The organism is Thiorhodovibrio litoralis (genome assembly GCF_033954455.1).
GTDB classification, from domain to species: Bacteria; Pseudomonadota; Gammaproteobacteria; order Chromatiales; family Chromatiaceae; genus Thiorhodovibrio; species Thiorhodovibrio litoralis.
Window position 1 is genome coordinate 2,121,941 of sequence record NZ_CP121473.1, and the last position, 14,776, is coordinate 2,136,716.

General features: G+C 60.2%; 11 protein-coding genes. 6 read left to right on the forward strand and 5 right to left on the reverse strand.

Annotated elements, in window-relative coordinates:
• Positions 1–105: 105 nt before the first annotated feature.
• Positions 106–993: a hypothetical protein gene (locus Thiosp_RS09335; RefSeq protein ID WP_323697004.1), complete on the reverse strand. Its 888-nt coding sequence runs from the start codon at positions 991–993 to the stop codon at positions 106–108.
• A 356-nt stretch (positions 994–1,349) separates the two neighbouring features.
• Between Thiosp_RS09335 and Thiosp_RS09340 the strand changes: the two genes are divergently transcribed.
• The 3 genes from Thiosp_RS09340 (at position 1,350) to Thiosp_RS09350 (ending at position 4,573) form a co-directional block, all read left to right on the forward strand.
• Positions 1,350–2,090, forward strand: coding sequence for a DUF3592 domain-containing protein (locus Thiosp_RS09340; RefSeq protein ID WP_323697005.1), 741 nt, complete (start codon positions 1,350–1,352; stop codon positions 2,088–2,090).
• A gap of 64 nt (positions 2,091–2,154) precedes the next feature.
• Positions 2,155–2,967: a DUF3592 domain-containing protein gene (locus tag Thiosp_RS09345; protein ID WP_201067833.1), complete on the forward strand. Its 813-nt coding sequence runs from the start codon at positions 2,155–2,157 to the stop codon at positions 2,965–2,967.
• Between the two features lie 49 nt (positions 2,968–3,016).
• Complete coding sequence (locus Thiosp_RS09350) at positions 3,017–4,573, forward strand: hypothetical protein (RefSeq protein WP_201067832.1); 1,557 nt, start codon at positions 3,017–3,019, stop codon at positions 4,571–4,573.
• 439 nt (positions 4,574–5,012) lie between these two features.
• On the opposite strand, the gene tadA is transcribed toward Thiosp_RS09350, so the two are convergent.
• Genes tadA through guaB form a run of 3 tightly spaced genes read right to left on the reverse strand, consistent with a single transcriptional unit; the run spans position 5,013 to position 8,565 of the window.
• Positions 5,013–5,507 carry a tRNA adenosine(34) deaminase TadA gene (gene tadA, locus Thiosp_RS09355; RefSeq protein ID WP_201067831.1) on the reverse strand — a complete coding sequence of 165 codons (495 nt, stop codon included), beginning with the start codon at positions 5,505–5,507 and terminating at the stop codon, positions 5,013–5,015.
• Positions 5,498–7,096, reverse strand: a complete 1,599-nt coding sequence (guaA, locus tag Thiosp_RS09360) for a glutamine-hydrolyzing GMP synthase (protein WP_201067830.1) — start codon at positions 7,094–7,096, stop codon at positions 5,498–5,500. Before guaA ends, tadA begins: the two co-directional genes overlap by 10 nt.
• Positions 7,097–7,098: 2 nt before the next feature.
• Entirely contained in the window at positions 7,099–8,565 is a 1,467-nt protein-coding gene (gene guaB / locus Thiosp_RS09365) for an IMP dehydrogenase (protein ID WP_201067829.1), read from the reverse strand.
• A 324-nt stretch (positions 8,566–8,889) separates the two neighbouring features.
• Here guaB and Thiosp_RS09370 point away from each other — a divergent pair, with 324 nt between their 5' ends.
• The 3 genes from Thiosp_RS09370 to Thiosp_RS09380 all read left to right on the forward strand — a co-directional run bounded on the left by Thiosp_RS09370 (position 8,890) and on the right by Thiosp_RS09380 (position 11,998).
• Entirely contained in the window at positions 8,890–9,801 is a 912-nt protein-coding gene (locus tag Thiosp_RS09370) for a hypothetical protein (RefSeq protein ID WP_201067828.1), read from the forward strand.
• A 98-nt stretch (positions 9,802–9,899) separates the two neighbouring features.
• On the forward strand, positions 9,900–10,484 hold the full coding sequence (locus Thiosp_RS09375; RefSeq protein WP_201067827.1) for a hypothetical protein: 585 nt from the start codon (positions 9,900–9,902) through the stop codon (positions 10,482–10,484).
• Between the two features lie 254 nt (positions 10,485–10,738).
• Complete coding sequence (locus Thiosp_RS09380; RefSeq protein ID WP_323697006.1) at positions 10,739–11,998, forward strand: DUF5610 domain-containing protein; 1,260 nt, start codon at positions 10,739–10,741, stop codon at positions 11,996–11,998.
• Between the two features lie 192 nt (positions 11,999–12,190).
• On the opposite strand, the gene Thiosp_RS09385 is transcribed toward Thiosp_RS09380, so the two are convergent.
• Positions 12,191–14,686 carry a glycogen/starch/alpha-glucan phosphorylase gene (locus Thiosp_RS09385; RefSeq protein ID WP_201067825.1) on the reverse strand — a complete coding sequence of 832 codons (2,496 nt, stop codon included), beginning with the start codon at positions 14,684–14,686 and terminating at the stop codon, positions 12,191–12,193.
• Positions 14,687–14,776: the final 90 nt, after the last annotated feature.

Here is a 14,776-nt window from a genome sequence, read left to right on the forward strand (position 1 = left end):
TCGCGATGAACAGCGCGGATTCGAAGAGGTTGAGGAAAAGATTTTGCCTGTGCCGCCCGGCTCGGGTTGCTGCCTTCGACATCCGCCGGTCTGATGAACCTCTGTTCACTGGCGTGCTTCGATCTCGGCGATAGCGGCCTTGGCCGCGGCTTCATGTTCGCCAAACACTGAATTCAGCACAGTGAGTTCACCCGGGCCGCCGACCTTGGCGAGTGCCTCGATGGACTCCGCGATTCGTTCCCGGGTCATGATTGCCATGCTAAGACGACTGCGGACGTCCTGACGGTCGTCACCGGCCGCAGCCAGCATCAGCGCGGCCTCGAGGGAGCGAGGTGTGTAGTATTCATCCAGTGCCTCGAGCGCATTTTCAGGCGTGACGGGCTCGGGCGCGGCGGAAACGTTTGCCATTAATGCATCCGCGTTGATTGCCCTCGTGTTCATCGCCTCGGCGGCTGCGGCGCGAACCCCCGGCAAAGGGTCCTTCTCAGCGCGTTCGCGGAGCGCAGCGGATTGATCATTGGACAACCGCAGGGCTTGAGCCGCGGCCATTCCGGCATCGAGTAAGGCACCGATCTTCTCCGCATTCGTCACACGACCGGATTTCCGGTTGCTCCAAGTAAAATCCTCGAGCTCCCAGCCGGCTTTAGTCGCGGTAATGACCGCGGAACGGGCCTCGGCATCGAGATGCGCGAGCAAGGTGGCCTGGTCGCCCTCGAGAAAAACGGCCTCGTCAAAGGCCGGATCACCGATGATGAGCGATTCTGCTCCTGTCATGCCAGCAATGACGTTCTGCCGGATGCCTGCACCGACAATTCGGCCAGCTGGCTGGTCGGGCGCGCGAATTTCAAAATCCGTGAAGTACCTGATATCGCCAGCGACTCTTTCGCTTGTCGTTTCCACGGCGATGTCAATGTCGTCGATACGACCGCGTAACTGGTGTTGACGCCCCTTTTGATGCACCTGGAGTCCCAGCTCCGAGGCCACCTCGGCCATCGCATCGCCGCTGGCATCGATTCTCCAATGCGTCACCCAAGAACCCAGCCCAATGGCGACGATTCCGGCGATGCTAAGCAGGACGATGCGTCGCTTGCTTGGCAAGTTCTTCTCGCCCGATTTCTGCTCACCCATGCTAACCTCCAATGGTCTTGGCGCCAGTGGTCAGGTCAATTGCGATGGAGATTCGGCGATTGCAATGCACCCGCTGGCTCGTAATGCCGTGAAGAGGCGACCTTAGCGCGCGATGGGTTCGAGGTCAAAGGCGACACTGGTGGTGTTGGATGTGCGTTTCCAGGCTGAAAGCGCGGACTCGCATGGGTAGGCGAATGTTTCCGAGTAACAGGTTATGGCAATTGCTCAAGTTGCTTGTCAGCGCGGTCGCTGGATCCGTCGCCCTGATGATGGTTGCTGCGCTCGGTCTGCTGGCACTTCTCGCCGGGGTGAAAGGTGTGACCCAGCCCACAACCGGCTATCTGCCGGTCGCCGGCACAGTCATCGACTATCGCGCGCACCTGTACCGAGGTAACCCAAACAGTTCGAGTCGCAACCAATGGAATCTGGAAATCACCGTGGCCTATACCTATACCATCGACGGCACCAGTTACCCGGGGCGCGACACCCTCTTTCCGGCGACCCTTGGGAGCAAATCCGAGGCCGAGCAACTCGCCGCGGACCTCGCCCGCCGTTTTGCGCAGGGCGCCCCCATCGAGTTGTTCTACAACCCGAGCAAACCGTCCGAGAGCGCCCTCGAGCATCGCTCCTGGCTTCTCGGCACTCCAGCTTTGGTGTTCGGAGCGCTTTTTCTTGGCGGCGCCCTGGGCTTGGGTGTGATCGGCGTTATCGAATTGCTTCGCAGGCTGCTCAAGGGCCCGCAAAGCGAACCCTGGAAAGCAGAGTTGGCGCTTTGGCAATGGCTCAAGAAAGCCGCCATCGGGCTCACCGCACTGATCTTCCTGGCTGGACTGGCTGCCGGCTGGTCTCTCTACCCGACTCAAGTCGCTTTTGTGGTGACCGTCTGCACTGGATTCGCGGTGATCCTGGGATTAGGTATCTGGCGCAATAAGGCAAGGCGCTCCAACCCGTTCGGTCCGTAAAACCGGTTTGCCATGCAGAGCAAGCAACACATTTTCCGGAATGCCAAGAGGAGGGGCGGCCACCGTGGAAGATCATCAGCTATCACCGCAAGCACGGCAGGCGCGCGATGAAATTCTTGACCTGTTGCTGCAGGGACAAAAAATTCACGCCATTCAGCGATATGTCCAGGCTTCCGGAAAAGGCCTGGCGGAGGCCAAGACCGTCATCGACCGGCTGAGCCAAGTGCTCGAAAAGCCCGGGCTTGATGAGGCTGAACAGGCGTTCTTGGCGGGATTTCGCGCCAGCCTGCATGGCGGTGAGCCCGTTTCGCGGGAACAGCCGGCGCCAAAAAGATCGCGGACACCCTCAGCGCGGGATTCTGATGCGGACACCCTTTTGCCGGCTCCGGCGCCGAAGGGACAGTCAACGCCGAGAAGCGTGAAGATAAGTAATCGGTTGTATGGCTTGGCGGGCTTGTTGTTGGCCCTGACAGGTCTTTTCTTCGTCGGAAAGAACTTTTTTCTTGCTTCAGGCCAGGACCAGTGGGTGCCAGTCCCAGCTGTCGTGATGCAGTCCTACACTTCGAAAAGCAGCTCCAAGGGGTCAGTGGATAAGACCTTCGTCAACTTCCACTTCAAGTACAGATACCAGGTTGACGGAACAATATACACTGGAAGTCGTTACTCTTTCTCGACGCTTGCAGGGGAGCAGAAAGCGGGCGTGGACCGCTTCAGACCTGGTGACAAGCTGACGGCTTACCATCACCCGACATGGCACCACTATGCCGTGGTTGAGCGCAAGTCGCCTTCCTTCTTCACCTGGGCGTCCGTGCCATTGTTGTTATTGATCGCCATCCCATCAGGCTGGATGCTGTGGACGGGAAAATCCAATGGCTAGCAGGCCATCACTGGAAAAATCCCGGCGCATAGGCGGGCGTTCCAAGGGAATGCGCCATAAGCACCGCGCCGTGACAATAGCGCAACGAGACAGCCTGCCCGAGTCCTTCGAGTCGTGGCTCGATCCAGACCGTGCGTTACCGGAACCTTCACGCTTCTGGCCAACGGATTTCGGTCGTCCCTGGTGGACGGGCCCCATCGTGTTGCTCACGGTGATCATCACCTACGCCCTTGTGCAGACAGACGTTTCGGATAAGGCGGATCTGGATTATCTCGCCGTGATGTTCGTCGCGGCCTGCCTCCCTCTATTCGCCGCCAGCGCGATCGCGCTGCGTCGCTGGATTCCGGCGACTCGCGCAAGATGGCTGAGGAAAAAAGGACGCTGGCGCGATGGGCTCCATCTTCTCAGCGACAGTCTGCTCTATGTTCGCGGGAACAGTGTCACCATCATCGAGCGCGGCCGGTTAAGTGCGTTGCGCACCAAGCAGGACGCTGATCAGATCAACAAGAGAGAGAAACGCGATGGGAAGCATCGCCTGCGACCGGCGATCGGATATAGGGATGATCGGGGAGAACAGGCATTCTTGGTGATTGATGAGAACCGAGAACTCTGGTGGTCATTGCTCGCCGCCCGCTGGGATGACTGGCGTCGCACTGGAAAGCCACCGCGGGCAGTTGAACCGACACAGGCGCGCAAGGTGTTAGCTAAGTGGTTGCCAAACATCATTTATTTACAACTTCTTTACATTGTCATGGTGCTCTTAGGCGTCATGCTGTTTTTGATCTTGGCGGACTTTGTCGATCCCAACACCGCATTCATCGTGAATGCTGGGCTTGGTGTTTCGATGATGATATTTGGTTTCATTGGCGCCGCAATTGCGCTTCAAAAGCCCTTGCGCCGCTGGTTCCCGAATCTTAATGTGGAAAACTACGGCAGCGGCTACGCGGGCTTGCTTGGTGCATTTACGATGGTGAGCGTTCTTTACGTCGGCAGCCAAGGCAATGCCTGGTGGCAAACCGCTTTTGCTGATCGAATACCTGATATCAATTTGGCTGAGGCGATTCAGTACAAGGGCGAAAACTTCATGCTCGGTCTGCGCGATGTCCGCGTCGCGCAAGGCAGCTTCGGCGTCGACTACGGCGCATATCAGCCTGAGGTCTACAACCATTCTAGCCGCAGATCTGAAACCGGTCGCTATCACTATGTGGCGCGACTCGTCTCGACCCGTTCCCCAGAAACCTGCGTGTACTTGGGCGCTGTCGAGAATGATCCACGCATTAAGACTAAGCGCCGAAGCAGCGCGGAGCGCCTCCTAACGCTGGCACCCTATTATCGCGAACCCCTTGATCTGGGCCCCCTTGATCTGGGTTCCCTTGATTTGGGCCGCACGGACACGGCAAGCGCATTCAAAAAGGCACTCGACGACCTGGAAGGCGGTGAAATCCGAAGGTGCCGTAATATGCTCCTCGAACCAATCGCGGATCCAGATGCGCTTGCCGGAGAAGAGTTGCGCAAGCTTTGGTGGGTCATCCTAGCTCTGCAGCTTTCCCCCTTGGTGCTGTTGTCGATCTGGACTTGGTTCAAATGGGAAAACCGCTGGCTCTAATCGATGCGTCCGCTTCTGGCCGAAACCGGCCGCAAACGTCGCGCGGAACTTTGTGTGACAGTTGTTCGTGTACCATTGTGGGACTTGACAACTAGCCTCGAATAATTTGCGACTACTGCAGCCTCAGGATTGGGTTTTTGTATTGCTCCGCCTGGAAGCTGGCTGCCCGCATTTCTCGATAGAGGCCAACACTACAATCCGAGTTTTCAAGTAAGTGCAGACTGACTCACTTCCAATAGCCGAATAGCCGAAGCGGACGCGGGCTGCTGACACTACCAGGGCCGAGCGCCTTAACCAACAGTAGATTCCGAATACCCCATTTTTTGTCCGTTCGTTTCTCCAGGGCCGAAACCATTTGCCGATCATTCCCCGCTTGATGATCCCTAGCATGGTTATCCCAGGTCCGGTCGTTTTCAGCCAGAATGTCAAACTGGCCTTGTCAGCCCTTGTGAGAAGACGCGTCACGCCGGTGTTTGAAAAAGGCCCGCAATAGCGTGCCGCAAGGCTCAGCAAGGATGGGGCCGGTGCATTCTGTGCGGTGATTGAAGCGCCCATCCGAGGGCAGCAGATCAAAGACGCTGCCACAGGCTCCGGCTTTGGGGTCTCTCGCGCCGAAAATCACAGAGTCCACCCGCGCGTGGATGATGGCGCCGGCGCACATCACGCAGGGCTCGAGGGTGACATAGAGTCGGGAGCCCGGTAGGCGATAGTTTCCAAGCTTTTGCCCAGCATCGCGCAGCGCCAGGATCTCGGCATGTGCGCTCGGGTCATTGTTTGCTATGGGCCGATTCCAACCCGTGCCGACTATCTCATTACCAACCACCAGCAGGGCACCGACTGGTACCTCGCCCGCATCCGCGGCGCGCTGGGCCAACATCAGTGCCTGGTGCATCCATTGCGCGTCTTCTTCGGGCGAGCCTCTCTCTACTCCCATTCGATGGTGCCGGGGGGCTTTCCGGTCACGTCGTAGACAACCCGGGAAATGCCATCGACCTCATTGACGATGCGATGGCTGACATGCGCAAGAAACGCGTAGGGCAGCTCGGCCCAACGGGCGGTCATGAAATCCAGGGTTTCCACCGCGCGCAAGGCAATGACGTGGGCGTATTGGCGGTTGTCGCCCACCACCCCGACCGAGCGCACCGGCAGAAAGACCGCGAAGGCCTGGGAGACCTGGTCGTAGAGTCCCTCACGACGCAGTTCCTCGATGAAAATCGCGTCGGCCAGGCGCAGCCGGTCGGCGTATTCCTTATGCACTTCTCCAAGGATTCGCACGCCGAGACCCGGGCCAGGGAAGGGGTGGCGATAGACCATGTCCGCTGGCAGGCCAAGCTCGAGGCCGAGCTTGCGCACCTCGTCCTTGAACAACTCGCGCAGCGGCTCGACCAGCTTAAGCTGCATGCGCTCGGGCAGTCCGCCGACATTGTGGTGCGACTTTATGACCTTTGCCTTGCCGGTGCGGGCACCGGCGGATTCGATCACATCGGGGTAGATGGTGCCTTGGGCCAGCCAGCGGACTTCGGGGAAGCGCGCGGCTTCCTGCTCGAAAACTTCAATGAAAGTATTGCCGATGATCTTGCGCTTGTGCTCCGGATCATCAATGCCAGCCAGGCGCGAGAGGAAGCGCTCCTCAGCGTCGATGCGTTCGACCCGCACGCCCATGTGGCGCGCGAAGGTGGCCATGACTTGATCGGCCTCGCCGGCGCGCAGCAGGCCGTTGTCAACAAAGACGCAAATTAGCCGTTCGCCGATGGCCTGGTGCAGCAGCGCAGCGACCACGGCCGAGTCCACGCCGCCGGACAGTCCGAGCAGGACGTGATCTTCGCCGACCTGGGCGTGGATGCGGGCGATGGCGTCCTCGGCGATGTTCGCCGGGGTCCAGCGGTCGCCGCAGCCGCAGATCTCGTGCAGAAAGCGGGTGAGAATGCGCTGGCCCTGGCGGGTATGGGTGACCTCGGGATGGAACTGCAGGCCGTAGAAGCCGCGTGCTTCGTCAGCGATGCCGGCGAGGGGGGCGTTGGAGGTCTCGGCGATGACCTGAAAGCCGTCCGGCAGAGTCTCGACGCGGTCGCCATGGCTCATCCAGACATCAAGCAGGGCGAAGCCCTCAGGCGAGTCATGATCCTCAATGGCGCGCAGCAGGCGGGAGTGCCCGCGCGCGCGGACCTGGGCATAGCCGTATTCACGCCGCTCGGCTGCGGCGACCCGCCCGCCGAGTTGCTCCGCCATGGCCTGCATGCCGTAGCAGATGCCGAGCACCGGAACGCCAAGCTCGAAGACAAGTGGGTGAGCCTGTGGGGCCTCGCCCTGATGCACCGATTCAGGACCGCCGGAGAGAATAATGCCGCTTGGCGCAAAATCGCGCAGCGCGGTGGTGTCGATATCATAAGGATGCAGTTCGCAGTAAACGCCCGCTTCGCGCACCCGCCGGGCGATCAGCTGGCTGTACTGGGAGCCAAAATCCAGAATCAGAACGCGGTCGGCCGTGATGGTTGCCGAAGTCGCGGGGGCGGCTGTGGCCATGCTTAGTTGTCGATCCGGTAGTTGGGGGCTTCTTTGGTGATCTGCACATCATGCACATGCGACTCGCGCATGCCGGCCGCGCTGACGCGGACGAACTGCGGCCTGGTGCGCATCTCATCGATGGTGCGGCAGCCGGTGTAGCCCATGCTGGAGGCGAGCCCGCCGATCAGTTGTGCGACCACGTTGATCAGGCTGCCTTTGTAGGGCACGCGGCCTTCGATGCCTTCTGGCACCAGTTTTTCCTTCTCGACGTTCTCCTGGAAGTACCTGTCACTCGAGCCCTCCTTGCTACCCATGGCGCCGAGCGAGCCCATGCCGCGGTAGGACTTGTAGGAGCGACCCTGGTAGATCTCGACCTCTCCCGGGGCCTCGTTGGTGCCGGCGAACAGGCTGCCGATCATCACGCTATGGGCGCCCGCGGCGATGACCTTAGCAACATCGCCGGAGTAGCGCAGGCCGCCATCGGCTATCACCGGGATATCGGTGCCTTCGAGCGCGCGGGTGACATTACTGACCGCGGTGATCTGCGGAACCCCAACGCCAGCGACGATGCGGGTGGTGCAGATGGAGCCCGGGCCGATGCCGACCTTCACCGCGTCCGCGCCGGCCTTGGCCAGTGCCAGGGCGGCATCGGCGGTGGCAATATTGCCACCGATGACCTGCACATCGGGGAACTGGCGCTTGACCCAGGCGACGCGATCGAGCACGCCCTGGGAGTGACCATGGGCGGTGTCGACAATTAACACATCCACGCCGGCTTCGACCAAGGCTGTGACGCGTTCTTCTGTTCCCCGGCCGACGCTGACGGCGGCTCCAACGCGCAGGCGCTCTTGCTGATCGCGCGAGGCCTTGGGGAAGTCCTTGGCTTTCTGGATGTCCTTTACGGTGATGAGTCCGCGCAGTTCGAAGGCGTCGTTGACCACCAGGACCTTCTCGATACGATGCTTGTGGAGCAGGCTCAGGACTTCCTCGCGCGGCGCGCCTTCCTGCACAGTGATCAGACGATCCTCGCCGGTCATGATTTCCGAGACCGGGGCCTCCATGCGGTTCTCGAAACGCAGATCGCGCCCGGTGACAATGCCGACTAACTTGCCGCCCTTTGTGACGGGCACGCCGCTGATGTTGTGCGCGCGGGTGATCTGCAGCACCTCGCCGACGCTGGTTTCCGGCGGGACAGTGATCGGGTCGCGGATAATGCCGCTTTCGTACTTCTTAACGCCCAGCACCTCGCGCGCCTGTCGCTCGATGCTCAGGTTCTTATGCACGATACCAATGCCGCCCTCGAGAGCCATGGCAATCGCCAGTCGCGCCTCGGTGACCGTGTCCATGGCGGCAGACAGCAGGGGGATTTTCAGCGCGATCTCGCGCGTGAGTCGGGTGCTGAGATCGACTTCGCTGGGGACCACCTCGGAATGGGCAGGGACCAACAGCACATCGTCGAAGGTCAGGGCCTCTTCGATCAGACGCATCAGAATGGACTCCGGTTTGGAAAGTGCCGATAAAGGAGCATCATAGGAATTCGCTGCCGAGGGGTAAACTCCTCTGGCAAGAAAAAGGTATGCTAGCGCTTGAGGACAAGAGCCGCATTGATATGTTGCCGCGGGTGTTTTATCGCTGGTGCGCAACCTGTCCAGGCCAACCCATTCCTCGCCATGGTGGGGCAATAGTCAACAATGAACACTTTTTGGTCATTATCTCGGCGCGCTTGGTCCCCGTGTCTGTCGTGCTTGCTGCCCGATTGGCGCGCTGGAAATCGCACCGCCGGGGCGCGTGTTGCTCTGGAGCGCAAGCCTTTGCGGCAAATTGCCTGGGGCCGCACCAGCCTGATGCTGATCGCGCTTAGCCTATTTCTGAGCGCCTGCGGACATGCGCCACGAACTCAAGAATCGGCGGACATCGCTGCCCCTAGCGCCAAGGTCAGCGATGGTGCGCAAGCGCAGCCGCAGGCGCAGGCGCGAGATATTGGCCCGGTACTGGCACGCCCGCAGGGCGACGGGTTATGGCCGTACGGTCAGCAAGGCGATACTCTTGCCGTGTTTCCACCTTTGCCTGCTGCCGAGCGTCTTGGCCGGGCAAGCGAGCATCGACCGGGTTCTGTTTACACCTATGTGCTCTACGGGCTCGGCGATGGGCGCAGGCCGCAGCAGACCCGCCCCTGGCGGCACACGGAGCTTGAGCTGCTGCGCCTGATCGACACCTATGTGATCGGGGCCCCGGAGGTCGCTAATCAGGATGCTGTCGCGGCGAGTCACGAATTTCTTGTCCCTGTTTATGCCGGGTTAGACCCGCTGCCGCTTGCCGAGCGCAGCGCACCCGACCTCGCCGATGGCGCGCGCGAAGCGCTGGCCGCGCGGCTCGATGCACGGCGCCAGGCCGCGCTGGCAAATCGCTTGAGATCGGCTTCCGGACCTTTTCTGGTTTCGCGCACCACTCCCGAACTCTTGCCCGGGAATGGCGAGGCGCCGCTGCTACTAACTGACCTCAGCAGCATCGGGCCGGAGAACCTCTATGCTGTGGTCGACGCCTATGACCGTCCGGTTTCGGCAGGCGTTGCCGGCACCAGCGCCGCATTGGAAGAGCTGCGCCAGCGGCTCGCGCGCATGGGCGCATCGCCGGGGCGCGGCAAAGATGACGCCTGGGTCCATTTGCTCGAATCTTCAGCCGGCGGTTCGCCACAGATGTCAAAGTCCATGCGCGGAAGCTGAGCGGACGCTTGTCTGCTTCGGGTGGTCCGGTCGTCGCTTGCGCCGCAACGCCGGATGCCTGAGCAGTCAACGCGTGGTTTATTACAACGGAGGATGCAATGTTTGGCCATCGCCTCGGCAGTCTGTTTCGGTTTCTGATAGGCACCCTGGTGCTGCAGGGTGCGACCGTGCTGGTCACCTATACCGCGCTGCAGACCGACATTGCGATGACCTGGCCGCTGTTCGTTGCAGTTGGCGCCAGCTCTGGGGTGTTGGTGACCCTATGGTTCGAGTCGATTGCCGGTAATGTCAGCGACAAGGTGCTGTCGCGCGCACAGCAGCGCCATTCGCGCGAGCGCGAGAAAATTCGTGTCGAGGCCGAGCGCCAGCGCGCCAAACTCACAGTCAAGCAGACCAAAATGAAGGGCAACGCCGGCATTAAGCTGCGCACCGGGATCGCTGTCGGCGGCATGGCGGGTGTTGGCGTTGCCATGATAGTGGCTCAGTTCATGACGGTCGGGCTCTTGACCATTGCGACTGCTGGCGGTGCGGCACTTGGCTACGGGGTGCGGGTGCGACAGGAACGCCGCCTGCGCAGCCGACTCGAAGATAATCAGAACCTGCTGCTGTCGGAACCGCAGGACGCGCTGCTGGCGCTGGAAGAGCAGCCCAGTAAGCGCTCGCGCCGCAAGAAACTGACCTGATCGATTGGTCTGATCGATTGTTTTGGTCGAGTGCTCTGGTCGACTGGCTGCCGCGTCTTGCAGCGGGCGCGAAAAGGCACCTTCCAGACTAAAGTATCTCAAGTCGGCGGATTCCCAGTCGTTACCCATGTCATGAATAAATGGCCGGTCTGGGCATGTCAGCCGCCGGCGGCTCTTTCGTGATGGCCGCTCCCAACGCAGACAAAGGTTGCGGGTTGGTCGCTAAATGATCGGCTAAAGCCGCGGAGTCGACAGTGTTTTCTTTCGATCCATCTGCCAGCTTGATGAACCCCCTGATGCAAGGCCAGGTCAACCCCGGCCGCGCTCGGGATTCCAGTGTTGAGGGTGCCCAAAGGCGCGACGAGGCCTATCGTGCGCAATCGGGCGGTCCCGCCGGGGCGGCCATGGCGAAGCTTCAGGAAAACCTGATGAACCGCCTGGTCGAGCAAATCCCCGGCGTTGAGGTCGCGGACCTACAAAAACGTGATCCGGCGGACTTCTCCCCGGAGGCCATTGCCGACCGGATCAGCTCCTTTGTGGGCAGAGGGTTGGAGAATGCGCGGACCCAGGGCCGCAGCGACAAGGAAGTGCAATCGCTGTTCGATAGCGCTGTGCGCGGCATGGAGCAGGGCCTGGCGGAAGCCAAGGATATCCTCTCGGGGCTGAAAATGCTCCAGGGCGGGGTGGCTGAGCAGGTTGACGAGACCGCCCAGCGCACGCGCGATGCCTTGGCGGAGCTTGACCCTAGCCGTCGGCGTGAGCAACTCGAGGTGAGTAGCGGAGGCAGCGCCGCGCTGTCCATGGCTGAGCGGTATTCGAGTGCGTCCTCGTTTGAGATGCAGGTGCGCACTCAGGATGGCGATCAGATCACCTTGAAATTTGGTCAGAGCAGCGAATTTTCTTCCAGCGCCGCCGCCTATGCGGATAGTAACGGCAATCGTGCTGCGGCCTTCTCGATGAGTCGCAGCGAGCAGGTCGGGTACTCCTTCAGCTTTGAGGGGGGGAACCTTAGCCAGGATGAAATGACCGCGATGAGCGATTTGGTGCGCGATGTGGGTCAGATGGCCGATGATTTCTTCGGCGGCGACATACAAAAGGCTTTTGATCAAGCCGGTGGCTTGAGCTTCGACGGTTCTCAGATTGCCGCCTTCGAGCTCAATATGAGCCAGTCGCAGCAATATACCGCGGCTAAAGCCTATCGCCAGACCCAGCAGATTGAGGCTCCGGCGGAAGAGCAGCGGCCCGGAATGCGCCTCGGCCAGTTGATGAACGAGATGCGTGATCGCTTCAGTCAGTCGGTGCTGGATTTCCTCGACAACCCAAACGAAGCCGGCACTGGCATCATGCGCGGACTGGTGGAGCAGGACACTCGCATGCGGGATGCGCCCGCTGAAAGCCAACAGCGGATGCAGGCAAATCTCAATGATCTGCTGAGCAACTTCTACCAGTCGCAGAACCAAGAGAAAACCGCGAATCCGGCTGATTCTGAGGCGACTTCGGCAGCTGCGGTTTAGCGACGCAAGTCCTCACCTCGCAGGCAGTAAAGCGCGGGGAGGGCTCCATCACATGGTCTTTTCTTCTTCGGCGGCACAGGGATGTGCCGTTTTCTTTTTCTGTTCTAATTCTGCTCTAAACGTCCCTGACCCGCATGGTCCAGACTCCCGACCAGCCCGCGGAATGTCCGTGTGATTCACACGGAAAAGCCGCTAGAGGCTGATCGGCTCGGGCTCAACTTGCCAGATGCGCTCGGCGTACTCCTGAATGGCGCGGTCTGATGAAAACTTGCCGATGCGCGCGACATTCAAAATCGACATGCGCGTCCAGCGTTCCTGCTCGCGATAGGCGTCGGCGACTTGCCGCTGGCAATCGACATAGGCGCGGAAGTCTGCCAGCACCATGAAGGGATCGTTGTAGATCAGGTTGTCCACCAGTGGTCGGAAGAGTGTGGCATCGCCATGCGAGAACAGGCCTGATCCGATCAGATCGACCAGCGATTTGATCTGCGCGTCGGTGCTGTAGATTTCATAGGGGTCATAGCCTGCGGCCTGACGTTGCTGGACTTGCTCCGCCGTCATGCCGAACAAGAAGAAATTCTCCTCTCCCACCTGCTCGCGGATCTCGACATTGGCGCCATCAAGGGTGCCAATGGTGAGGGCGCCGTTCATCGAGAATTTCATGTTGCCAGTGCCCGAGGCCTCCTTGCCGGCCAGGGAGATCTGCTCGGAAAGGTCCGCCGCCGGGTAAAGCCGTTGCCCGCGCTTGACGTTGAAGTCGGGCATGAAGATCACCCGCAGGGTGCCATTCACTGCCGGGTCATTGTTGATGACATCGCCGACCGCATTGATCAGCTTGATGATCAGCTTGGCCATGAAATAACCGGGTGCCGCTTTGCCGCCGAAAATAAAGGTGCGCGGCACGACATCGGTACCGCCCTCGTTTTTGATCTGCTCATAGAGCAGCAGGATGTGCAGCAGATTCAAATGCTGGCGCTTATATTCATGAATGCGCTTGGCCTGGATGTCGAACAGGCTGTTTGGGTTGGGCGCCACGCCGGTTTCCTGCCCCAGCCAGTTGGAGAGGTCCGTTTTGTTGGCTGTTTTGACATCGCGCCAGCGGGTTTGAATCGCACTGTCCTCGGCGTGTGGCTCGAGCGCGCTCAGGCACTCGAGATTGCGAACCCAACGATTATCGCCGCAGATCTCGGTGATCAGGTTGCTCAGGCGCGGATTGCTCAGCACCATGAAGCGCCGCGGGGTAACACCGTTGGTGATGTTATGGAAGCGTGCCGGGTGCATCTCATAGAAGTCCCGCATCACGGTGCTTTTGAGCAGTTCGCTGTGCAGCTCGGCGACGCCGTTGATGGCGCAACTCCCGACAGCGGCCAGGTGGGCCATGCGCACGCGACGGCCGTTGTTCTCGTCGATCAGCGACATGCGCCGCACGCGCTCGTCGTCCTCAAAGAACTTCAGCCGCACCTGATCGAGAAAATCCTGGTTGATCTGGTAAATGATCTCCATGTGCCGCGGTAGCAGTCGCTCGAACAGATCGATCGGCCAGGTCTCGAGTGCCTCAGGCAGCAAGGTGTGATTGGTGAAATGGCAGGCGTGGCGGGTGATCTCCCAGGCCTGTTTCCAGTCCATCAGATGCTCGTCGATGAGCAGGCGCATCAGCTCTGCAACCGCCAGGGACGGATGGGTGTCGTTGAGCTGGATGGCAAACTTTTTGTGAAAGTTCTCGAGCGTGTCGGCGTAGCCGAGCTCCAGGCGAATCATGTCGCGCAGGGAGCAGGAGACAAAAAAGAACTGCTGCTTCAGCCGAAGCTCCTTGCCGACTTCCGGGTCGTCGTTCGGGTAGAGCACCTTGGAGATGGTCTCGGCGCCGATTTTCTCGTGCACCGCGCCATAGTAATTGCCAGTGTTAAAGGCCTGGAAGTCGAAGGACTCAGGTGCTTCGCATTTCCACAGCCGCAGCAGGTTGACGTTATTGACACCATAGCCAGGGATGGGGGTGTCAAAGGCAACGCCGTTGACCATCAGCTCTGGTATCCAGCGCGTGCGGGTGATGCCGGAAGGATCAGTATGCTGCTCGGTATGGCCGCCGAAGCCGACGGGGAAGCAGATCTTGGGGCGGTGGATTTCCCAGGGGTTGCCGTTGCGCAGCCAGGTGTCACCCTTTTCGACCTGCCAGCCGTCGATGATCAGCTGATCAAAAATGCCGAACTCATAACGGATGCCATAGCCGATGGCCGGAATCTGCAAGGTGGCCATGGAATCCATGAAACAGGCCGCGAGACGCCCCAGCCCCCCATTGCCCAGGCCTGGTTCCTCTTCGGTCTCGAGCAGGGCGTCGAGGTCAAGGTCCAACTCCTCGCCCGCCTCGCGCGCGGCCTCGGTAATACCGAGTTTGACCATATTGAGCGCAAGCTGTGGGCCGATAAGGAATTCGGCTGACAGATAGGCGACGGTGCGTGAGTTCTTTTCCTTATATGTGCGGGCCGATTTGAGCCAGCGTTCGAGCATGCGGTCGCGAACCGTATAAGCCGCGGCCAGGAACAGATCATAGGGCGTGGCAACCTCGCGGAAGCGCCCCTGCACATAAAACAGATTGTCGCGGAAGGCTTGAACCAAGGTGTCCTTGGATAAACCCGTGCGGATGGGTTCCTGACCCTCGGCGGTGGTTCGAACGGATGCTTTGAGACTCATGGGATGCAGCCTGTGTGATGGTGCCGTAAAAAAATGCGCGTGGAGATCGGTGTTGCCCGATATCCAACGCGCATTCGCAGCCGGGGCCTG